This is a genomic window from Aeromicrobium sp. S22, from assembly GCF_009661045.1.
GTDB lineage: Bacteria > Actinomycetota > Actinomycetes > Propionibacteriales > Nocardioidaceae > Aeromicrobium > Aeromicrobium yanjiei.
Genome location: NZ_WJWV01000002.1, coordinates 851,081 through 872,153, shown reverse-complemented (window position 1 = coordinate 872,153; position 21,073 = coordinate 851,081). Strand labels below are relative to the sequence as shown.

Genomic DNA, 21,073 nt, shown 5'->3' with positions numbered 1-21,073 from the left:
CGGTCGTGAGGTGAAGCCGAGCCACCGAGAGGCCCCCGACGAGACCAGGGCGGAGATCGCCCGGCGTCGCCTCGCCCAGCTGGCAGCGTCGTTCGACGCCGAGCTGCCGCCGCCCGAGGAGGAGCCGGCGCGCGTCCGGCCGCGGGTGGAGGTGCCGCACGTGCGCGCGCTGGCTGCCGTGGCCGTCGCCGCCTCGGTGCTGCTGGCGTGGTGGCTGCTGTCAGGACGTCCGGAGTCGAGCGGGCCGGTGGCGCCGCTCGCGTTCTCGTCCTCCGCGTCGCCCGGCCCGCCCGGCAGCGCGGGGACGGCGGGCCCGAGCGGCGCGCAGGGCTCCGCGACCCCGGCGCCGGCCGCCGAGGTCGTGGTCGACGTCGCAGGCAAGGTGCGTCGTCCCGGCATCGTGACCGTGCCCCGCGGATCGCGCGTCTACCAGGCGATCGAGGCCGCAGGGGGCGTCCGGGGAGAGGTCGACACCACCTCCCTCAACCTCGCTCGCGAGCTCACCGACGGGGAGCAGATCCTGGTCGGGCTCGAGCCTGTCGATCTCGGCGCCGCCGGCGTGGCTCCCGGCACCGGGGGAACGGCCGCCACCGGGGCGAAGGTCAATCTCAACACCGCGACCGCCGAGCAGCTCGACACCCTGCCCGGCGTCGGCCCGGTCACCGCCCAGGCGATCCTCGGGTGGCGCGAGGAGAACGGCCGGTTCTCGTCGGTCGACGACCTCCTCGACGTCAAGGGCATCGGGGAGGCGACCTTGGCCGAGCTGCGCGACCTCGTCGTCGTGTGACCCACGACCTGCGGATGCTCCCGGCCGCGGTGGTGGCCTGGGGTGCCGCCGCCTGGCTCGTCACGGCCGGGTCGGTCGCCGCGCTCGCGGTGGTGGCCGCAGGGATCGCGCTCGCGATGGTCGCGGCCCGGTTCGCACCCGTGCGTGCCGTCGCGCTCGTCGGCGTCTGCCTGGCCGCGGTCGCGGCGTCCTGCGCCTGGCGACTGGCCGTGGTCGAGCACTCACCGCTGACGGACCTGGCCCGCGAGCATCGTCTCGCGACCATGGACGTCGAGGTCGTCCGGGACGCCCGGTCCTTCAGCCACCAGGGACGCGATGCGGTCGTGGTCGAGGTGCGGGTCCGCCGGGTCGTGACCGCCGGGCAGGACGTCCGGGTGCGCGACCGGGCCACGGCCTTCGTCGACGGCAGTCCGAGCGATCTCGTGGTCGGCAGGCGGCTGGTCGTCGTCGGCCGGCTGAGCCCGTCGGAGGCGTCCGAGGAGGCGGCCGTGATCGACGTCCTGCGGCGCGGTCCGGCCGACCGGGCGGCGTGGTGGTGGGAGGCGTCGGAGCGGGTCCGCGAGGGCGTACGCCGCGCGGTCTCGCACCTCTCGGACGAGCCCCGGGCCCTGGTGCCTGCCCTGGTCGACGGCGACGACACCCGCATCACGGTCGAGATCGAGGAGGACTTCCGCCGCAGTGGGCTCACCCACCTCATGGCCGTCTCGGGCACCAACCTGACGATCGTGCTCGCGGTCGTCATGCTGCTGGCGCGTTCGGCCGGTCTGCGGCGGCGGGGTCTGTGGGTGGCCGGCGCCGTGTCGATCGTCGCGTTCGTGCTGCTCGCGCGCCCCGACCCGAGCGTCGTGCGGGCGGCGGCCATGGGCGCGGTCGGGGTCGCGACCCTGGGCTTCGGCTCCCGGGGCGGCGTGCGCGCGCTGTGCTGGGCGGTGATCGGCCTGCTGTTCCTCGACCCGTGGCTCTCACGCACGCCCGGATTCGTCCTGTCCGCGGTCGCGACGGGCGGGATCCTGCTGCTGGCCCCCGTGCTCACCCGTCGTCTGGAGCGGTGGATGCCGCGGTGGTGTGCCCTGGCGATCGCGGTGCCCGTCGCCGCGCAGCTCGCGTGCACCCCCGCGATCGCTGCGCTCTCGGGCGAGGTCTCGCTCGTCGCGGTCTTCGCCAACCTGCTCGCGGGTCCTGCGGTGGCCCCGGCCACCGTGGCGGGTCTGGCCGGTGGCCTGCTGGCCGTGGCCTGGGCTCCGCTGGGCCAGGCCTTCGGATGGCTGGCCGGTCTCTGCGCGAGCTGGATCCTGACGGTCGGGCACCGCGCCGCAGCGATGGAGGCGGCGTCGCTGGAGTGGCAGGCCCCGTGGCAGGTGCTGCTAGTGGTGGCGCCGGTCGCGACGTGGCTGGTCGTGCGGCTGTCGTCGCGTCCGGCGGTCTTCGTCGGCCTGGCGCTCGGGCTGGTGATCGGCATCTGGCGGCCGCCGCAGACGGGGTGGCCGCCCGCGGGGTGGGTCATGGTGAGCTGCGACGTGGGCCAGGGCGACGCGACGGTGCTGCCGGTCGCCGCGGGAGAGGCGGTCGTCGTCGACACCGGTGGGGAGGACGCGCCGGTCGACCGCTGCCTGACCTCGCTGGGCGTCCGGACGATCCGCCTGCTGGTGCTGACCCACGGCCACGCCGATCACGTCGACGGGTGGCGCGGTGCGGTCGCGGGGCGCCGGGTCGACCAGGTGGTCGTCGGGCCGTCGGGCGGGCCGCAGATCCCGGGGGCCGCTCGCCGCGTCGCGGGTGCAGGGGAGTCGTTCGTGCTCGGCGAGACCGGCGCGGAGGTGCTGTGGCCGCCTGCGCACGCGGCCGAGCGGGACGACCCCAACGCGGTCAGCCTCGTGCTGCGGGCCACGGTCCGTGGCGTGCACCTCCTGCTCGGCGGTGACGTGGGGGAGGAGGCCCAACGACGGTTGCTGCGGTCGGGCGTCGACGTCACGGCCGACGTCCTCAAGGTGCCGCACCACGGCAGCGCCGACCAGGACGACCGGTTCCTGACCGAGGTGGGAGCGTCCGTGGCCACGATCAGCGCGGGGGTGGACAACGACTACGGCCACCCCGCCGCCTCGCTGCTGACGCGGCTTCGGGAGCGGGACGCGCGGTGGTGGCGCACCGACGTCGACGGCGACATCGCGGTCGTGGTCCGTGACGGACGACTCGTCGTGGTGACACGCTGAGGGCGGGCGGACCTGTCGGTGGCGGGCACTACCGTTCTAGAGGTGAAGATCCTGCACACCTCCGACTGGCACCTGGGCCGCACGCTGCACGGCACCGACATGCACGAGCACCAGCGCGCCTTCGTCGACCACCTCGTCGAGCTCGTGCAGGAGCACGAGGTGGCGGCCGTGCTGATCAGCGGCGACGTGTACGACCGGGCGATCCCTGCGGTCGAGACCGTGCGGGTGCTCGAGGACGCTCTCGGCCGGCTGAGCCGGCTCACCACCGTGATCATCACCCCGGGCAACCACGACTCGGCGGTCCGGCTCGGCTTCGGTGCGGACCTCATGCGCGACAGCGTCCGCATCCTCGCCTCGGTGCCCGATCTCGACCGTCCGGTCATCCTCGACGACGGCGCGGTGCAGGTCGCGGTCTACGGGCTGCCCTACCTCGACCCCGAGACCGCCCGCGCGGTGCTCCTCGACGAGGCGGGCGAGCGCCCTGCCCGCAGCCACGAGGGAGTGATCGGTGCCGCGATGCGGCGGGTCACCGACGACCTGGCCACGCGCGGAGCGGTCCGCTCGATCGTCATGGCCCACGCGTTCGTCGTGGGCGGCGAGCCGTCCGACAGCGAGCGCGACCTGTCCGTCGGCGGCGTCCAGTCGGTGCCCTCGGGAGTGTTCGGCGGGGTCGACTACGTCGCCCTCGGCCATCTGCACGGCCCCCAGGTCGTGCCGGTGCCGGGCTCGGCGACGATCGCCCGCTACTCCGGGTCGCCGCTGGCCTACTCGTTCTCCGAGCGCTCCCACCGCAAGTCCACCGTGCTGCTCGAGCTCGCGCCGGAGGGACCGCCCTCGGTCACGCTGCTCGACGCCCCGGTCCCGCGCCGGCTCACCGAGATCCGCGGCGAGCTGGGCCACGTCCTGTCCTCGCAGACCGACGCCCACCTCGACGACTGGGTCAAGATCACCGTCACCGACCCCACGTATCCGCCCGACATGCACGCGCTGGTGCGCGCCCGGTTCCCCCACGTCCTGCACCTGACGCACGAGCCGGTCGCCGGCGAGCGGTCCGGTGCCGCCCCCGTGGTGACCGAGGCGATGCAGCCGACCCGGGTGGCGGCCGACTTCGTCGAGTTCGTGACCGCCTCGCCCGCCTCCGAGGTCGAGCTCGACGTCATCCAGCAGGCGTACGACGCCGTGCGGGCCGCCGCCGTCAAGGCGGACCGATGAAGCTCTACTCGCTGACACTCCAGGCGATCGGTCCGTTCGCGGGGCCCCACACGATCGATCTCGCGGCCCTGGGCCGGTCAGGACTGTTCCTCCTGGAGGGACCGACCGGTGCCGGCAAGTCCACGATCATCGATGCGATCGTGTTCGCCCTCTACGGAGGCCTGGCCGGCGAGACCGCGAGCAAGGAGCGGCTGCACTCGCACCACGCCGCCCCCGGCGTCGAGCCCTACGTCGACCTGGTGTTCGAGGTCGAGTCCGGCATCCACCGCGTACGCCGCACCGCATCGCACCGCCGGCCCAAGCGCCGCGGCGACGGCTTCACGCAGGAGAACGAGAAGGTCGTCCTCACGCGTCTGACCGACGTCGACGCACCTGACGCAGGCGTGACGATCTCGACCAGCACCCAGGAGGTCGGTCACGAGATCGCCGAGCTCGTCGGACTGCGCAAGGACCAGTTCCTCCAGACCGTCGTGCTGCCCCAGGGCGAGTTCGCCAAGTTCCTGCGCTCCTCCGGCGAGGACCGCAAGAAGCTGCTCGAGACGATCTTCCGCACCGACGTCTACGAGCTCATCACCCGCGCGCTGACCGAGATGCGTCGCGAGGCCAAGGTGCGCACCGAGGACGCCCGACAGGCCGTCGACACCGCGGTCGCCGTGCTCGCGGGCGCGGCCGGCGACGACCCCGCGGCGTTCGCCGACGACGGCATCGTCGATCTCGAGCGGGTCGATGCCGCGATCGCCGAGCTCGAGCAGGTCGCCGAGGTGGCCGCTGCCGCTGCCGCAGGGACCGCCGCGGCCCGGGTGGCCGCCGACGCCCGGGTCCGCGCCGCCGAGACACTGGCCGACTGCCTGGCACGACGCAGCGATCTCCTCGCGCGCCGACAGGCGCTGCACGACGAGGCCGGAAGCGTCGCCGAGACGGCGGCAGCGCTCGAGGCGGGTCGCCGCGCAGCCGTGGTCGCCACGGCCGTGGCAGCCGCCCGCCGGGCCGCCGCCGACGCCGAGGAGGCAGCAGCGGCGCACGCCGCCGCGTCCGCCGAGCTGGCGCCCCCGCACGAGCTCACCGAGGAGGAGTGCGCCGAGCTCGCCGACCGCCTGGGCGAGCGGCTGACCCATCTTCGCCAGTTCATCGACCTCGAAGCAGGCTTCCCGGCGCGCGACGCCGAGATCGAGCGACTCGACGGGCAGATCGCCGACGCCGATCTCCGGCTCGCCGAGATCGAGGCGAGACTCGCGGCACGGCCAGCCCGCTACGAGCTCCTGCAGCAGGCCCGCGACGAGCAGGTCGTGCTGGCCGACAGGCTGGCGGCGGCCACGACGAGCCACCACGAGGCCGTCCGCGAGCTCGACGCCGCCAAGAACGCCGAGGCCCGGCTCGACGAGGTGGCCACCGCGCACTCCCTGCGCGATGAACGCATCGGCGCCGCGCGAGCGGCCGTCGACCACCACCGCGATCTGCGCCAGCGACGGCTGCAGGGCATGGCCGGCGAGCTCGCCGTCTCCCTGGTCGAGGGCGAACCGTGTGTGGTGTGCGGCGGCGTCGAGCACCCCCGGCCCGCCGAGCAGGCCCACGACCACCCCGACGACGACTCGATCGCCGCAGCCGAGGCCGCAGCCGAGGTCGCCGAGCAGCTCGCGCGTCAGGCTGCCTCGGTCGTCGACCGGCTCGAGGCCGAGCTGGCCGCGGCCCAGGAGGCGGCAGGCGGGCTGACCGCTGCGGCAGCCGAGGCCGCCCGGACCGTGGCGGAGCAGGCGTTGCGCGACGCCGAGGGTGCAGTCCGCCAGATCGCCGTGATCGACGCCGAGGTCAAGCAGCTCGACGCCGCCGAGCTGGTCGACGAGAAGCAGCGGGCCGAGACCGACAAGGCACGCGGTCAGCTCGCCGACCGCAGGGTCACGATGGCCGAGTCGTTGGCTGCCGACCGCAAGCGGGTCGCGGCCGCGCTCGACGACGATGCGCCGTCGCTCGCGGTGGCGGCCCAGCGCGCCACACGCGAGCGCGCCCTCGTGCAGCGCTACGCCAGCACGGCCCGCGAGCGCCGCCGCGCCGACGTGCAGCTCACCGACGCCCGCGCCACGCTGCGGCGCCAGCTCGACGAGCAGCAGTTCCCCGACGAGGCGGCAGCGTTGGCCGCCGTCGTGCCCCCCGCCCGGCTGCGCGAGCACGAGCAGGTGGTCACGGCCCACGACAAGCAGCTCGCGATCGTCACCCACGGTCTGCAGGAGCCCGACGTCGCGGCGCTCACCGGCGACGAGGACCCTGATCTCGACGGCGCCCGTCAGGCCTGCGCCGAGGCTGCCTCGGCAGATCAGGTCGCGGCCGACGAGGCCAGCACCGCGAGACACCGCGCCGCGCAGGTCCGCCACCTGCGGGCCGGTCTCACCGCTGCGCTCGAGCAGCTCGACGCGGCAGCGGCAGACGCCGAGGCGGTCATCCGCATGGCCGACGTCGCCGACGGCACCTCCCGGGCCAATCTCAAGCACCTGACCCTCGGCACCTACGTGCTGATGCGTCGGTTCGAGGACGTCGTCGTCGCGGCCAATGCGCGCCTCGGACCGATGTCCGACGGCCGCTATCAGCTGCGCGCGACCGACGAGAAGGAGCGGGGCGCTCGTGGGCGCCGCACCGGCCTCGCGCTCGCAGTCGTCGACACCGAGACCGGTCAGGAGCGTGAGCCGCGCACCCTGTCGGGTGGCGAGACGTTCTACGCCTCGCTGTGCCTGGCGCTCGGGCTCGCAGACGTCGTCACGGGGGAGGCAGGCGGCGTCGAGATCGGGACGCTGTTCGTCGACGAGGGCTTCGGCTCGCTCGACCCCGAGACGCTCGAAGACGTCATGTCCGAGCTCACCGCCCTCGCGCGCGGCGGACGTGTCGTGGGCATCGTCAGCCACGTCGAGGACCTCAAGCTGCGCGTCGCCGACCGCATCGAGGTGCGCCGCCGGGACGACGGCTCGTCCACGTTGACCGTCCGCGCGTGATGCCGCAGTGCCCGCACGCGATGTCGTGACCCGCGACTAGGCTGAGCCCGTGGCCTCGGCATTCGGCAAGATCCTGCTCATCACCGGCAATGCCGAGTTCCTCGCCGACCGCACGCGCGCCAAGGCCGTCAAGGTCGTCACGGCCGAGCAGCCCGAGGTCGAGGTGGCCACGTCGACCGCGTCGGGCCTGCAGCCCGGCGAGCTGGCCGGACTGACCAGTCCGTCGCTGTTCAGCGACGCCAGCGCGTTGGTGCTGACTGAGCTGCAGGACCTCCCCGAGGTCGCCCAGAAGGAGCTGCTGGCCTATGTCGCAGAGCCCTCTCCCGACGTCGCCGTGATCCTCGTGCACAGCGGGGGCCAGAAGGGCAAGGGTCTGCTCGACAAGCTCCGCAAGTCGCCGGCCGTCACCGAGGTCAAGCTCGAGCAGCCCAAGTACGAGCGTGACTTCGCCTCGTGGGTCTTCACCGAGGTGCGCGATCTGGGCGCCCGCATCGACCAGGAGGCCGCGACCCTGCTGGTCGCCTCGATCGGCCAGGACCTGCGAGCTCTGGCCGGTGCGGCCGATCAGCTCGTGGCCAATCTCGAGAAGGGAGCCGAGATCTCGGCCTCCCTCGTCCGTCAGTACTTCGGCGGCCGCGCCGACGTGCGCGGCTACGAGATCGCCGACGCGACGATCAACGGGCAGATCAGCATCGCGCTGGAGCAGGCACGGTGGGCCGAGTCGGCCAAGGTCGCGCCCGTCCTGATTACCAGTGCCCTCGCCACCGGGCTGCGATCGCTGGCCAAGCTCGCCGGAGCGCCCGAGGGCATGCGGGACAACGACCTGGCGGCCCACATCGGGGCCCCGCCGTTCAAGATCCGGACGATGCGCTCGCAGCTGCGCAGCTGGGACCAGGCAGGTCTCGCGGCGGCGATCTCGGCGGTCGCGCAGGCCGATCTCGACGTCAAGGGCGGCGCGGCCGACCCCGCGTTCGCGGTCGAGCGCATGGTCCTGCAGGTCGCGGCGCAGCGCAGGCGTTAGCGATGGCGGTCGCGACGGAGCCCCGGGTGCTGGCCCCGTCGCGGGTCGAGGCGGTCGACGTCGCCCGCGGGGTGGCGCTGATCGGCATGATGCTCGCGCATCTCGGACCGGTCTGGTCCGGGACGGATCCGCCGCTCGGCCAGATGATCGCCGGGGGCCGGGCCGCGCCGTTGTTCGCGCTGCTGGCAGGCGTTTCGTTGACGCTGGTGCAGCGCCGCGATCCCGATGGGGTCGGATCGGTGCGGGCCACGGTCGTCCGGGGCATCCTGCTGGTCGCGCTCGGGCTCTCGCTCGGGGCCGTCGAGGACATGCCGGTGCTGATCATCCTGGCGTTCTACGGCCTGCTGATCGTGGCGGCGCTGCCCTTTCGGCGCCTGCCGACACCGTGGCTCGCGGCGGTGGCCGTGTCCTGGACGCTGCTCTCGGGGTTCCTCGTCGTGGGGGCCGAGGTGCTGCACGCCCCGGTCGATGCGGGCCAGGCCGAGGCCTCCGACCTGCAGCACCCGCTGTCGCTGCTGCGGGAGCTGACGGTCTTCGGCGCCTATCCCGCGCTGGCCTGGTTCTCGTACGTCCTGGTGGGCCTGCTGGTCGGGCGCCTCGACCTGCGCCGTGCCGCGGTCGCGTGGCGACTGGTTGTCGTCGGGGCGGCGCTGACGGCAGCGACCTTGGCCGCCGGCTGGTTCCTCGTGCGGACAGGTGCCCTCGACGACCCGCTCGGCCTCGGCTGGCGCTCGCTGTTCGCCGGCCGCCACCGTCAAGCGGAGTGGAACGACCTGCTCCAGGTCGGTGAGCACACCTCGACACCACTCAACCTCCTCAGCGCGACCGGATCGGCGCTGCTGGTCATCGGCCTGTGCGCCCTTGCAGTCCGCGTGCCGTGGGCACGGCTCGTGCTGACGCCGCTGCGCGCAGCAGGCATGATGACGCTGAGTCTCTACACCGTGCACGTGCTGTGGTTCTGGCGTCTCGCCTCGACCCGTGACGACACCCTCGGCCCGCGCGAGGGCGGCTACGACGACTGGCTGCTGCAGGTCGTGGTGCTGTGCCTGGCCGCGGTCGCGTGGCAGCGCTGGATCGGCAGGGGACCGCTCGAGTGGCTCATCCGCGTGGCGTCCGTCCGAGGCACCACGCGGCAATGAAAAACGTCCCGGACGAGGTCCGGGACGTCATTCGAGACCGCGAGACGGTCAGCAGGCTCAGGTCAGAGCGATGCGGCCTTCTTGGCGATGGCCGACTTGCGGTTGGCTGCCTGGTTCTTGTGGATGACCTTCTTGGAGGCAGCCTTGTCGAGCTTGCGAGTGGCCTCGCCGGCGAGCTTCTTGGCATCGTCGGTGTTGCCGGCCGTGATGGCCTCCTCGAAGCGGCGCACGGCCGTCTTCAGCGCGGAGCGCACGGACTTGTTGCGCTCGCGAGCCAGCTCGTTCTGCCGGTTGCGCTTGATCTGCGACTTGATATTCGCCACGGGGCAAACCTGTTTCTCTCGAATGGAACTCGGTGATGAAAAGTAGTGGACGTGCCGGGGGCACGCGACCGCCAACTCTACCAGCGACCTGCCCGCAGCCTCAAATCGGTGGCCGCCACCGGGCTGCGGCCGAAGCCGGTGGTACGCGCAGGGCCGAGGTGATGGGAGAATGGGCACATCATGAGCACCAGCCCCGTACCCCAGCCCGGGGCCACCGACCCGAGGATCCTGCGCAACTTCTGCATCATCGCGCACATCGACCACGGCAAGTCGACGTTGGCCGATCGCATGCTGCAGCACACCGGCGTGGTCGACGGCCGCGACATGAAGGCGCAGTACCTCGACCGCATGGACATCGAGCGTGAGCGCGGCATCACGATCAAGAGCCAGGCCGTCCGCATGCCATTCACCAAGAGCAGCGGCGACGACGCGGGCACGGTCTACGTGCTCAACATGATCGACACGCCCGGCCACGTCGACTTCACGTACGAGGTCAGCCGCAGCCTCGAGGCGTGCGAGGGCGCGATCCTGCTGGTCGACGCCGCGCAGGGCATCGAGGCCCAGACGCTGGCCAACCTCTATCTCGCGATCGACGCCGACCTCGACATCATCCCCGTGCTCAACAAGATCGACCTCCCCGGCGCGCAGCCGGAGAAGTACGCCGAGGAGATCGCCGGCATCATCGGCGGCAACCCCGACGACGTGCTGCGGGTCTCGGCCAAGACCGGCCAGGGCGTCGAGGAGCTGCTCAACCTCATCGTCGACGAGATCCCGCCGCCGCAGGGCGATCCCGACGGGCCGCCGCGAGCGCTGATCTTCGACTCGGTCTACGACACCTACCGCGGCGTCGTCACGTACGTCCGTGTGGTCGACGGCAAGCTGTCCCACCGCGACAAGATCAAGATGATGTCGACCGGGGCGGTGCACGAGATGCTCGAGGTCGGGGTCATCTCGCCCGAGCCGGTGAAGGCCCCGGACCTCGGCGTCGGCGAGGTGGGCTACCTCATCACCGGCGTGAAGGAGGTGCGGCAGTCGCGCGTCGGCGACACCGTCACGTCCAGCATCCGTGGTGCCACCGAGCCCCTCGGCGGCTACAAGACCCCCAACCCGATGGTCTACTCCGGCCTCTACCCGCTCGACGGCGACGACTACCCGACGCTGCGCGACGCGCTGGAGAAGCTGCAGCTCAATGACGCGGCGCTGGTCTACGAGCCGGAGTCGTCCGGTGCCCTCGGCTTCGGCTTCCGCATCGGCTTCCTGGGTCTGCTGCACCTCGAGATCGTCCGCGAGCGGCTCGAGCGCGAGTTCAACCTCGAGCTCATCTCGACCGCGCCCAACGTGGTCTACCGCGTCGAGATGGAGGACGGCAAGGAGATCGTCGTCACCAACCCGTCCGAGTACCCGTCGGACGGCAAGATCGACAAGGTCTACGAGCCCGTCGTCCGCGCGACGGTGCTCAGCCCCAGCGACTACATCGGCGTGATCATGGAGCTGTGCCAGGCGCGGCGCGGTCAGCTGATCGGCATGGACTACCTGTCCGAGGACCGGGTCGAGATCAAGTACACCCTGCCCATGGGCGAGATCATGTTCGACTTCTTCGACGCGCTGAAGAGCCGCACCAAGGGCTATGCGTCGCTGGACTACGAGCCGACCGGCGAGCAGGCGTCCGACCTGGTCAAGGTCGACGTGCTGCTGCAGGGCGAGGTCGTCGACGCGTTCAGCGCGATCGTCCACCGCGACAACGCATATGCGTACGGCGTCTCGTTGGCGGGCAAGCTCAAAGAGCTCATCCCGCGCCAGCAGTTCGAGGTGCCGATCCAGGCGGCGATCGGCGCCCGGGTCATCGCCCGAGAGAACATCCGCGCGATCCGCAAGGACGTGCTCGCCAAGTGCTACGGCGGCGACATCAGCCGCAAGCGCAAGCTGCTCGAGAAGCAGAAGGAGGGCAAGAAGCGCATGAAGATGGTCGGCCGCGTCGAGGTCCCCCAGGAGGCGTTCATCGCCGCGCTCTCGACCGGCGACGTCGACAAGAAGTAGCCCCACCCAGATCTGCGGGGTCCTGCACCGAATCGACCACGCAGAGCGTGCAGGAGTCCGCACATCTCGCCGGGTTGGCCGTGGATAGGGTGACGGCCATGAGTGGTGTCGTCTCGTCGGTCAACGTGGGTCCGGCGGTGGACGTGCCGTGGGGCAAGTACAAGTGGAGCGCGATCGACAAGCGTCCGGTGGACCACCCGGTCATGCTGCGAGCGTCCGGCGTCGAGGGCGACGAGATCGGCGACCTGGTCAACCACGGCGGCGCCGTCCAGGCGGTCTACGCGTACGCGGCCGAGGATCTGCAGGCGTGGTCCGACGAGCTGGGCCGCGAGCTCGTCCCCGGTCAGTTCGGCGAGAACCTCACCACCACCGGGATCGACCTGACGAACGCCCGCGCGGGCGAACGCTGGCGGGTCGGGGGAGCGCTGCTGGAGATCTCGGGCGTACGCATCCCGTGCTCGGTCTTCCAGGGATTCCTCGACGAGCGCCACTGGGTCAAGAGATTCATGCAGGGCCGGCGACCCGGCGCGTACTTCCGGGTCATCGAGGAAGGGCCGGTGTCGGCGGGTGACGTCGTCGAGGTCGCGGAGGAGCGCGATCACGAGGTCACGATCGACTTCTTGTTCCGGGCGCTGACCACCGAACGCGCGTTGATGCCGCGGCTGGCGGCCGAGCCACGGGCCGCCGAGTTCGTGGCTCGCAGGTTGGGTGAACATCGCAACGACCCCTCGTAGTGACCTGTCAGTAGGTTAGGGTGATCGGCACCACATTCCCCCAGTACGTCCGTGCGAAGGATCACCACATGCCCGCTCAAGTCGTCACGCCCGAACAGCTCGCAGTGATCGAGAACCGGCCCACGAGTGTGTCGGCCATGTTCTTCGACCGCGTCAAGAACAGCGGCTCCCGCGAGGCATACCGTTACCCCGACGCCGACGAGGTCTGGCAGTCGCTCACCTGGTCGCAGACGGGGGACCGGGTGAGCCGTCTCGCCGCGGGACTGGTCGCGCTCGGCATCCAGCCCGAGGAGCGGGTCGCGATCGCGTCCAACACGCGTGTGGAGTGGATCCTGTCCGATCTGGCGATCAACGCCGCCGGCGCCGCGACCACCACGGTCTACCCCACGACGATGGCCGACGACGTCGCGTACATCCTGGCCGACTCCGACAGCCGCATCGTGTTCGCCGAGGACGACGAGCAGGTCGCCAAGCTGCGCCAGAAGCACTCCGAGCTGCCCTCGATCGTCAAGGTCGTCGTGTTCGACGGCACCACCGACGGCGACTGGGTCATCGGTTTCGACGACCTGGAGGCCCTCGGCGAGAAGTACCTCGTCGAGCACCCCACGGTCGTGGAGGACCGGGTCGCAGCCATCACCGGCGACTCGCTCGCGACGCTGATCTACACCTCGGGCACCACGGGCCGGCCCAAGGGCGTCCGGCTGTCGCACGACGGCTGGGTCTACGAGGGCTATGTCATGGTCGCCGCCGACATCCTGTCCCAGGACGATCTGCAGTTCCTGTGGCTGCCGATGGCCCACTCGTTCGGCAAGGTGCTGCTGACGACGCAGCTCGCGATCGGGTTCCCCACCGCGATCGACGGCCGCGTCCCGCGCATCGTGGACAACCTCGCGGTCGTCAAGCCGACCTTCATGGGCGCCGCTCCCCGCATCTTCGAGAAGGCGTACGGCCGCATCGTCGGCATGACCGAGGCCGACGGCGGCGCCAAGCTCAAGATCTTCAAGTGGGCCGAGAAGGTCGGGCTCGAGTACTCGCGGGCGATCCGCTCGGGCAAGCCCGTCTCGCCGGTGCTCAAGGCGAAGTTCGGCCTCGCCGACAAGCTGGTGTTCTCCAAGGTGCGTGATCGCTTCGGCGGCCGGGTGCGCTTCTTCATCTCCGGCGCCGCGGCTCTCTCGCCCGACATCGCGGAGTGGTTCCACGCCGCAGGCGTCCTGATCCTCGAGGGCTACGGCCTCACCGAGACGTCCGCGGGCGCGTTCGTCAACCAGCCCGACAACTTCAAGCTCGGCTCGGTCGGTCGTGCGTTCCCCGGCAGCGAGGCCAAGATCGCCTCGGACGGCGAGGTGCTGATCAAGGGCCCGCACGTCATGCGCGGCTACCACAACCTCGACGGCGAGAGCGTCTCGTCGCTCACCGAGGACGGCTGGCTGCACACGGGCGACGAGGGCCGTATCGACGAGGACGGCTTCTTGTTCATCACGGGCCGCAAGAAGGAGCTGTTCAAGACGTCGGGCGGCAAGTACGTCGCGCCGCCGCACATCGAGGGCATCTTCAAGGGCATCAGCGCCCTCACGAGCCAGATCATCGTGCACGGCAACGACCGCAACTTCTGCTCCGCGCTCATCACGCTCGACCCCGACGCGGTCGCCGAGTGGGCCGCCCACCACGGCATGGAGGGCAAGTCGTACTCCGAGGTCGTCTCGTCCCCGCAGATGCACGAGGTCATCCAGGGGCAGATCGACGAGCTCAACTCCAAGCTCAACCGGTGGGAGACGATCAAGAAGTTCGCGATCCTCGACCACGACCTGTCGATCGAGAACGGCGAGATCACGCCGAGCATGAAGGTCAAGCGCACCGTCGTCGAAGCCAACAACAAGGCGATTCTGGACGGCTTCTACGCTTAGGGAGTGAACCCGACCGAGATCCCGCGCCCCACCACCGGGGAGCGGGATCTCGGCACGTCCGGGGCCGCGCGTCCGTTCGGCGTGTACGTCCACGTGCCGTTCTGCCGGGTCCGGTGCGGCTACTGCGACTTCAACACGTACACCGCGGACGAGCTCGGCGAAGGGGCGACGCGGGCCACGTACGCCGACACCGCGATCCGCGAGATCGTGCAGGCCGCCGAACGGTTCGGCCGTCGCCCGGTCGAGACAGTCTTCTTCGGCGGCGGCACCCCCACCCAGCTGCCCTCGACCGATCTCGTGCGGATCCTGCAAGCGATCGACGAGCGACTCGGCCTGGCCGAGGGCGTCGAGGTCACGACCGAGGCCAATCCCGACTCCGTGACGCCCGAGTCGCTCGCCGTCCTGCGTGCGGGCGGATTCACCCGCATCTCGTTCGGGGTGCAGTCGGCCGTCCCGCACGTGCTCGCGACCCTCGAGCGCACCCACGACCCCGCGAACGTCCCCCAGGCGGTCCGCTGGGCGCGTGAGGCGGGTTTCGAGCAGGTCAGCGTCGACCTGATCTACGGGACGCCGGGGGAGTCGTTCGATGACTGGCGCACGAGCCTGGAGCAGGCCATCGCGCTCGGGCCCGACCACGTGAGCGCGTACGCCCTGATCGTCGAGGAGGGGACCGCATTCGCCCGCAAGGTCCGGCGGGGCGAGGTCGTGATGCCCGACGACGACGAGACGGCTGACAAGTACGTCCTGGCGGACGAGATGCTGTCGGCCGCCGGTCTCGGCTGGTACGAGCTGTCCAACTGGGCGCGCGACGGGTCCGCCCAGTGCCGCCACAACGTGCTCTACTGGCGCAGCGACGACTGGCTCGGCATCGGACCGGGCGCGCACTCGCACGTCGCGGGTGAGCGCTGGTGGAACGTCAAGCACCCCGCGGCGTACGCGCAGCGGCTGGTCGCGGGGGAGTCACCGCGGCACGACGGCGAGACGATCGACGCCGGGACCGCGCACGTCGAGCAGATCATGCTCGAGACCCGGTTGCGCAGCGGGCTCGGGCTCGACACCCTCAGCGAGGCCGCGCGTGCGTCCGTCCCCGAGCTCGTGGCCCGCGATCTCGCGACGCTCGAGGGGGACCGGCTCGTCCTCACCCGCACGGGCCGCCTGCTGGCCGACGCCGTGGTCCGCGAGCTCGTCGACTGACGCCGAGGGGAGCCCCCGGTCCGCTGAGGGGAGCCCCCGGTCCGCCGAGGGGAGCCCCCGGTCCCACGTCGGCGGACGGGAGGCGCGCGTCGGCGGACGGGAGGCGCGCCTCAGCGAATTGGGGGGGGTGGGGTCAGGGGACGGTGACGAAGTCGATGAGCTCCTCGACGCGGCCGAGGAACTCCGGCTCGAGATCGGCATAGGAGTCGACCCGGCTGAGGATGTGCTTCCACGCACGGGCGATGTCGGTCTGGTCGCTGTGGGGCCAGCCGAGCTCGCGGCAGATGCCGTACTTCCAGTCCTGGCCCCGGGGGATCGTGGGCCAGGACTCGATGCCGAGGCGGGCAGGCTTCACCGACTGCCAGACGTCGATGTAGGGGTGCCCGACCACCAGCACGTGCGGCCGGCCGGAGACCTGCTCGGCCAGTCGGGTCTCCTTGGACCCCGGCACGAGGTGGTCGACCAGCACGCCGAGGCGGCGCTCGGCGGTCGGGGCGAACTCGTCCACGATCCCGACGAGGTCGTCGATGCCGCCGAGGTACTCCACCGCGACGCCCTCGATGCGCAGGTCGTCGCCCCAGACCTTCTCGACCAGCTCGGCGTCGTGGCGACCCTCGACGTAGATGCGGCTCGGCAGCGCGACCCGCGCCCGTGCGCCACGCACCGCGCGCGATCCCGACGCCGTACGCGTGGCGGTGGCCTTGGTCGCGGCCGACGGGGGCCGGGCGATGATCGGCTTGCCCTCCAGCAGATAGCCCGGGCCGAGCGGGAACGAGCGGCGGACCAGTCGGCGGTCCTCGAGGATCATCATCCCGAGGTCCTTCTCCACGACCATGACCTCGCCGCAGAAGCCGGTCGTGGCGTCCTCGATGACCATGCCGCGCTCGATCACGACCTCCTCGGAACGTCCGCGGGGAGGCTTCTTCCAGTCACCGGAGAGGACGTCGCTGCCGTACCGGTCAACCATGCAGAGCTCCCAGGAGTCGTTGGTGGAGGGTCTCGAGATCGTCCTTGGCGATGTCGGGCGCCAGCAGCACGGTGCCGTCGCCGACGAGACCGAGCGCCAGGTCGACCGCTACGGGCCAGCTCGGCGGGACGGTGCCGGGGACCTCGTCGGTCCACAGGGCGCCGACCAGGACGTAGGACGCGAGCACGGCACCATCTTCGCTCACTGCGGTGAGGCTCGTGACGAGCTCACCGCCCTCGGGCCCGTCGCCGAGGTGCATGACCTCGACGCTGATGCGATCGAGCTGGGTGGCCCACACGGACGCCAGTGAGCCGCCGCGCGACTCGTGGGCGATCGTCGTCCCGTCGTCGAGCACCACCTCGTAGGGGCCGATCGTGAGCGATCTCTCGTCGCCCTCGACGACGATGTGACCGTCGCTGTTCTCGGAGATGCTGCTCACCTCGCTAGACTGGCACTTGACCACTGAGAGTGCCAACAGGCTCGCGGGAGAGGGATGTGTGATGACTGACGATCGCCGGCTCGACGTCCTCCGGGCCATCGTCGAGGACTACGTCGCGACCCAGGAGCCCGTCGGCTCCCGCTCGCTGCTCGAGCGGCACCAGCTGGGCGTCTCGCCCGCCACGGTCCGCAACGACATGGCAGCGCTCGAGGAGGAGGGCTACCTCACCCAGCCCCACACGAGCGCAGGTCGCATCCCGACGGACAAGGGCTACCGGATGTTCGTCGACCGGCTCGCGACGGTCAAGGCGCTGTCGCCGGCCGAGCGCCGCGCCATCGAGACGTTCCTGAGCGGAGCGGTCGACGTCGACGACGTCGTGCAGCGCAGCGTCAAGGTGCTCGCGCAGCTGACCAACCAGGTCGCGATCGTGCAGTACCCGTCGCTGACCCGCTCGACGGTCCGCCACATCGAGCTCGTGTCGCTGGAGGGCTCCCGTGTCCTCCTCGTCGTGATCACCAGCAGCGGCCGGGTCGAGCAGCGCATCGTCGAGCTCGTCGAGACGCCCAGCGACGATCTGATGTCCGACATGCGCTCGCGCATCGCCCGCGCGACGATCGGCGAACGCCTGCCCGAGGCCTCGCTCCGGCTGGCCGACATGATCGAGACCTTCGGCGCCAACGACCGACCGATCGTCACCTCGATCGTCACGACGCTGTCGCACACGTTCACCAATGAGCGCAGCGACGAGCGCATCGCGGTCGGCGGCACGGCCAACCTGGCCCGCTTCGGCAGCGACTTCGACACCTCGATCAAGCCCGTGCTCGAGGCGATCGAGGAGCAGGTCGTCCTGCTCAAGCTGCTCGGCGAGGCCACGAGCGGACTCTCGGTCCGCATCGGCAGCGAGACCGGCCACGAGAGCCTCATGAGCACGACGGTCGTCTCCTCGGCGTACGGTTCGGACGACCTCGCACTCGCGACCCTGGGCACGGTCGGCCCCACCCGCATGGACTATCCCGCAACGATGGCAGCTGTCGGCGCCGTCGCCCGCTACGTCGGCCGCACGCTGGCGGACAACTGACACCCCTCGAGGACTCATGGCACAGGACTACTACGCAACACTCGGCGTCGACCGCGACGCCACGGCCGAGCAGCTGAAGAAGGCCTACCGCAAGCTGGCGCGGCAGTACCACCCCGACGTCAACGACGCGCCCGACGCCTCCGAGAAGTTCAAGGAGGTGACGCTCGCGTACGAGGTGCTGTCCGATCCGCAGAAGCGGGCGGTGTTCGACCGCGGCGGCGATCCCATGAGCAGCGGCGGTGGCGGCTTCGGCGGCGGCCAGGGGTTCAACTTCGACGACATCATGGACGCCTTCTTCGGGCAGAACGCCCAGCGCGGCCCGCGCCCGCGCCAGCAGCGCGGCCAGGACGCCCTGCTGCGGCTCAACGTCGACCTCGCGGAGGCGGCGTTCGGCGTCACCCACGAGATCAAAGTCGACACGGCCGTGACCTGCACGACGTGCGAGGGCAGCGGAGCCGCCAACGGCTCGCAGCCCGAGACCTGCCGCACCTGCCACGGCCACGGCGACGTCCAGCACGTTCAGCGCTCGCTGCTCGGCGACATCCGCACGTCGCGCCCGTGCCCCACGTGCCACGGCTTCGGCACGGTCATCCCCGACCCGTGCCCCGAGTGCAACGGCGAGGGCCGCGTGCGCTCGCGTCGCTCGATCTCGGTGACGATCCCCGCGGGCGTCGACCAGGGCACGCGGATCCAGCTCAGCGGTGAGGGCGAGGTCGGGCCCGGAGGCGGGCCTGCCGGCGACCTCTACCTCGAGATCAACGTGGCCCGGCACCCGATGTTCCAGCGCAAGGGCGATCAGCTGTTCTGCCAGGTCACCCTGCCGATGACGGCTGCGGCGCTCGGCACGCAGATCGACCTGCCGACCCTCGAGGCCGACGTGCCGGACTCCGACGAGGACGCGCGGACCGTACGCCTCGAGGTCGCGCCGGGCACGCAGTCCGGCGACACCCTCACGATCAAGGGCCAGGGCGTGCCGCGCCTTCGCGGCGCCGGTCGCGGGGACCTCAAGGTGCAGGTCGTCGTCGAGACGCCGACCCGCATCGACGACCAGCAACGTGCCCTGCTGGAGGAGCTCGCGCAGCTGCGCGACGAGGAGCGTCCCGAGACGCTCATGGCCACGAACCACAAGGGTGTGTTCGGCAAGATCAAGGATGCATTCAAGTGAGCGACACTGACCCGAACTGCCTGTTCTGCAAGATCGTCTCGGGCGACATCCCGGCCGAGATCGTCTCGGAGACCGAGCACACTGTCGCCTTCCGTGACGTCGATCCGCAGGCGCCCACGCACGTGCTGGTGATCCCGCGGGTGCATCAGCCCGACATCGCGAGCCTCGTCGACGCGGCGCCCGAGGCCGCGGTCGAGCTGCTCAAGGAGACGCGCCGCGTGGCCCAGGCCGACGGGCACGACTCCTACCGGCTGGTGTTCAACACCGGTCCCGATGCGCACCAGACGGTGTTCCACGTGCACGGCCACGTGCTTGCCGGTCGCAGTCTCACCTGGCCTCCGGGCTGACAATTCGCGCGCTGTCACACCGGATGCGTACGATTGAGACCACATGACTGATGACACCGTCCCCGCACCGCTGCCCACCCACACGTTCACGATCCCGTCGAGCGTCGCGGCCGTCGCCCTGCTCGGCCCTGCCGACGAGTTCCTGCGCCTGATCGAGGACTCGTTCAAGGCGCGCATCCACGCGCGCGGCAACACCATCACGGTGACCGGTGCGCCGTCGGAGGCAGCTCTCGTGGAGCGGCTGCTCGACGAGCTCGTCACGATCCTGCGCACCGGCCAGAACCTCACGCGCGAGACGGTCGAGCGCAGCGTCTCGATGCTGCGCACCGAGACCCGCGAGAAGCCGGCCGAGGTGCTGAGCCTCAACATCTTGTCCAACCGCGGACGGACGATCCGGCCCAAGACGGTCAACCAGAAGCGCTACGTCGACGCGATCGACAAGCACACGATCGTCTTCGGCATCGGCCCCGCCGGCACCGGCAAGACGTACCTCGCGATGGCCAAGGCCGTGCAGGCGCTGCAGGCCAAGGAGGTCAACCGCATCATCTTGACCCGGCCCGCGGTCGAGGCCGGCGAGCGACTGGGCTTCCTGCCGGGGTCGCTGAGCGAGAAGATCGATCCCTACCTGCGCCCGCTCTACGACGCGCTGCACGACATGCTCGACCCCGAGACCGTGCCCAAGCTGCTCGCCTCCGGCGTCATCGAGGTCGCTCCGCTGGCCTACATGCGCGGCCGCACGCTCAACGACGCGTTCATCATCCTGGACGAGGCGCAGAACACGACGCCCGAGCAGATGAAGATGTTCCTCACCCGACTGGGCTTCGGCTCCAAGATGGTCGTCACCGGCGACGTCACGCAGGTCGACCTGCCGTCGGGCAACAAGAGCGGCCTGCGGGTGGTCCAGGAGATCCTCGACGACGTCCGCGACATCCACTTCGCCAACCTGTCGTCCGCGGACGTCGTGCGCCACAAGCTCGTCGGCCACATCGTTGCGGCCTACGGTGAGTTCGAAGAGCAGGCTTCCCAGTCACTGCTGGCCCGCGAGGCAGGTGCTGACTCCCGTGAACGTCGACGTTCTCAATGAGTCCGGGACCGACGTCGACGTCGTCGGTCTGACCCGACTCTGCCGCTTCACGATGCGGCGCATGAGGCTGCACCCTGCGACCGAGCTGACCGTACGCCTCGTGGACCCCGACACCATCACAGTGCTCAACGAGCAGTGGATGGGCAAGAAGGGTCCCACCGACGTGCTGTCGTTCCCCATGGACGAGCTCACGCCCGGCACCGACGCCGCGGAGAGTCCCGAGGGATATCTCGGCGACATCGCCCTGTGCCCGCAGGTCGCGGAGCAGCAGGCACCCGCCGCCGGCCACTCGACGCAGGACGAGATCGAGCTGCTGACGGTGCACGGCATCCTGCACCTCCTCGGCTACGACCACGCCGAGCCGGCGGAGCACCAGGAGATGTTCGGCATCCAGGGACGACTGCTCCTCGAGTGGCAACAGGCCGCCGAGGGCATCGACCCCGAGCAGCAGTGA

At 70.9% G+C, this 21,073-nt stretch carries 18 protein-coding genes; 15 read left to right on the top strand and 3 right to left on the bottom strand.

Translation table 11 applies throughout. From position 1 onward, the window contains the following. Window positions 1-10 precede the first annotated feature (10 nt). The 6 genes from GEV27_RS12865 to GEV27_RS12840 are packed head-to-tail and all read left to right on the top strand — an operon-like array spanning window position 11 to window position 9,347. Window positions 11-787, top strand: a complete 777-nt coding sequence (locus tag GEV27_RS12865) for a helix-hairpin-helix domain-containing protein (protein ID WP_309222229.1) — start codon at window positions 11-13, stop codon at window positions 785-787. Next, window positions 784-2,997, top strand: a complete 2,214-nt coding sequence (locus tag GEV27_RS12860) for a ComEC/Rec2 family competence protein (RefSeq protein ID WP_153934570.1) — start codon at window positions 784-786, stop codon at window positions 2,995-2,997. The genes GEV27_RS12865 and GEV27_RS12860 overlap by 4 nt, the downstream gene beginning before the upstream one ends. Before the next feature lie 42 nt (window positions 2,998-3,039). Next, window positions 3,040-4,209: an exonuclease SbcCD subunit D C-terminal domain-containing protein gene (locus GEV27_RS12855; RefSeq protein ID WP_309222228.1), complete on the top strand. Its 1,170-nt coding sequence runs from the start codon at window positions 3,040-3,042 to the stop codon at window positions 4,207-4,209. Continuing rightward, complete coding sequence (locus tag GEV27_RS12850) at window positions 4,206-7,187, top strand: AAA family ATPase (RefSeq protein ID WP_153934566.1); 2,982 nt, start codon at window positions 4,206-4,208, stop codon at window positions 7,185-7,187. Before GEV27_RS12855 ends, GEV27_RS12850 begins: the two co-directional genes overlap by 4 nt. 49 nt (window positions 7,188-7,236) lie before the next feature. Continuing rightward, window positions 7,237-8,208 carry a DNA polymerase III subunit delta gene (holA, locus tag GEV27_RS12845; RefSeq protein WP_309222227.1) on the top strand — a complete coding sequence of 324 codons (972 nt, stop codon included), beginning with the start codon at window positions 7,237-7,239 and terminating at the stop codon, window positions 8,206-8,208. A 2-nt stretch (window positions 8,209-8,210) separates the two neighbouring features. Continuing rightward, window positions 8,211-9,347: a heparan-alpha-glucosaminide N-acetyltransferase domain-containing protein gene (locus tag GEV27_RS12840; protein ID WP_153911622.1), complete on the top strand. Its 1,137-nt coding sequence runs from the start codon at window positions 8,211-8,213 to the stop codon at window positions 9,345-9,347. 62 nt (window positions 9,348-9,409) lie between these two features. Here GEV27_RS12840 and rpsT read toward each other — a convergent pair whose 3' ends face one another. Further along, window positions 9,410-9,670 carry a 30S ribosomal protein S20 gene (gene rpsT, locus GEV27_RS18095; protein ID WP_153652148.1) on the bottom strand — a complete coding sequence of 87 codons (261 nt, stop codon included), beginning with the start codon at window positions 9,668-9,670 and terminating at the stop codon, window positions 9,410-9,412. Between the two features lie 180 nt (window positions 9,671-9,850). On the opposite strand from rpsT, the gene lepA reads away from it, so the two are divergent. The 4 genes from lepA to hemW all read left to right on the top strand — a co-directional run bounded on the left by lepA (window position 9,851) and on the right by hemW (window position 15,539). Further along, window positions 9,851-11,707, top strand: coding sequence for a translation elongation factor 4 (gene lepA, locus GEV27_RS12830; RefSeq protein ID WP_153652149.1), 1,857 nt, complete (start codon window positions 9,851-9,853; stop codon window positions 11,705-11,707). A gap of 98 nt (window positions 11,708-11,805) precedes the next feature. Next, window positions 11,806-12,441, top strand: coding sequence for an MOSC domain-containing protein (locus GEV27_RS12825; RefSeq protein ID WP_153934564.1), 636 nt, complete (start codon window positions 11,806-11,808; stop codon window positions 12,439-12,441). Window positions 12,442-12,509: 68 nt separating this feature from the next. Further along, a complete protein-coding gene (locus GEV27_RS12820; RefSeq protein WP_153652151.1) occupies window positions 12,510-14,345 on the top strand; it encodes a long-chain fatty acid--CoA ligase in 1,836 nt (611 codons plus the stop codon). A gap of 3 nt (window positions 14,346-14,348) precedes the next feature. Beyond that, entirely contained in the window at window positions 14,349-15,539 is a 1,191-nt protein-coding gene (hemW, locus tag GEV27_RS12815; RefSeq protein WP_375335591.1) for a radical SAM family heme chaperone HemW, read from the top strand. Window positions 15,540-15,672: 133 nt separating this feature from the next. Here the strand turns inward: hemW and GEV27_RS12810 are convergent, their stop codons facing one another. Both GEV27_RS12810 and GEV27_RS12805 read right to left on the bottom strand, forming a co-directional pair. Continuing rightward, entirely contained in the window at window positions 15,673-16,506 is an 834-nt protein-coding gene (locus GEV27_RS12810; RefSeq protein ID WP_153652153.1) for a DUF3097 domain-containing protein, read from the bottom strand. Next, a complete protein-coding gene (locus GEV27_RS12805; RefSeq protein ID WP_153911619.1) occupies window positions 16,499-16,945 on the bottom strand; it encodes a hypothetical protein in 447 nt (148 codons plus the stop codon). The genes GEV27_RS12810 and GEV27_RS12805 overlap by 8 nt, the downstream gene beginning before the upstream one ends. A gap of 61 nt (window positions 16,946-17,006) precedes the next feature. Here GEV27_RS12805 and hrcA point away from each other — a divergent pair, with 61 nt between their 5' ends. Genes hrcA through ybeY form a run of 5 tightly spaced genes read left to right on the top strand, consistent with a single transcriptional unit; the run spans window position 17,007 to window position 21,073 of the window. Next, the gene (hrcA, locus tag GEV27_RS12800; protein WP_153652155.1) at window positions 17,007-18,023 is read left to right on the top strand and encodes a heat-inducible transcriptional repressor HrcA; all 1,017 of its coding nucleotides are present in this window, start codon (window positions 17,007-17,009) and stop codon (window positions 18,021-18,023) included. Between the two features lie 16 nt (window positions 18,024-18,039). Next, window positions 18,040-19,188 (top strand): molecular chaperone DnaJ, encoded by a 1,149-nt coding sequence (dnaJ, locus tag GEV27_RS12795; protein ID WP_153911618.1) that lies wholly within the window; start codon window positions 18,040-18,042, stop codon window positions 19,186-19,188. Further along, on the top strand, window positions 19,185-19,535 hold the full coding sequence (locus GEV27_RS12790) for a histidine triad nucleotide-binding protein (RefSeq protein WP_309222226.1): 351 nt from the start codon (window positions 19,185-19,187) through the stop codon (window positions 19,533-19,535). Before dnaJ ends, GEV27_RS12790 begins: the two co-directional genes overlap by 4 nt. 43 nt (window positions 19,536-19,578) lie before the next feature. Next, window positions 19,579-20,619: a PhoH family protein gene (locus GEV27_RS12785; RefSeq protein ID WP_153652158.1), complete on the top strand. Its 1,041-nt coding sequence runs from the start codon at window positions 19,579-19,581 to the stop codon at window positions 20,617-20,619. Then, a complete protein-coding gene (gene ybeY / locus GEV27_RS12780) occupies window positions 20,597-21,073 on the top strand; it encodes an rRNA maturation RNase YbeY (RefSeq protein ID WP_153652159.1) in 477 nt (158 codons plus the stop codon). The genes GEV27_RS12785 and ybeY overlap by 23 nt, the downstream gene beginning before the upstream one ends.

Coding starts and splice junctions, on each gene's coding strand:
- GEV27_RS12785 (WP_153652158.1), top strand. CDS start 19,579: ATGACTGATGACACCGTCCCCGCACCGCTGCCCACCCACACGTTCACG.
- dnaJ (WP_153911618.1), top strand. CDS start 18,040: ATGGCACAGGACTACTACGCAACACTCGGCGTCGACCGCGACGCCACG.
- GEV27_RS12810 (WP_153652153.1), bottom strand. CDS start 16,506: ATGGTTGACCGGTACGGCAGCGACGTCCTCTCCGGTGACTGGAAGAAG.
- GEV27_RS12820 (WP_153652151.1), top strand. CDS start 12,510: ATGCCCGCTCAAGTCGTCACGCCCGAACAGCTCGCAGTGATCGAGAAC.
- GEV27_RS12850 (WP_153934566.1), top strand. CDS start 4,206: ATGAAGCTCTACTCGCTGACACTCCAGGCGATCGGTCCGTTCGCGGGG.
- hrcA (WP_153652155.1), top strand. CDS start 17,007: ATGACTGACGATCGCCGGCTCGACGTCCTCCGGGCCATCGTCGAGGAC.
- GEV27_RS12840 (WP_153911622.1), top strand. CDS start 8,211: ATGGCGGTCGCGACGGAGCCCCGGGTGCTGGCCCCGTCGCGGGTCGAG.
- lepA (WP_153652149.1), top strand. CDS start 9,851: ATGAGCACCAGCCCCGTACCCCAGCCCGGGGCCACCGACCCGAGGATC.
- GEV27_RS12825 (WP_153934564.1), top strand. CDS start 11,806: ATGAGTGGTGTCGTCTCGTCGGTCAACGTGGGTCCGGCGGTGGACGTG.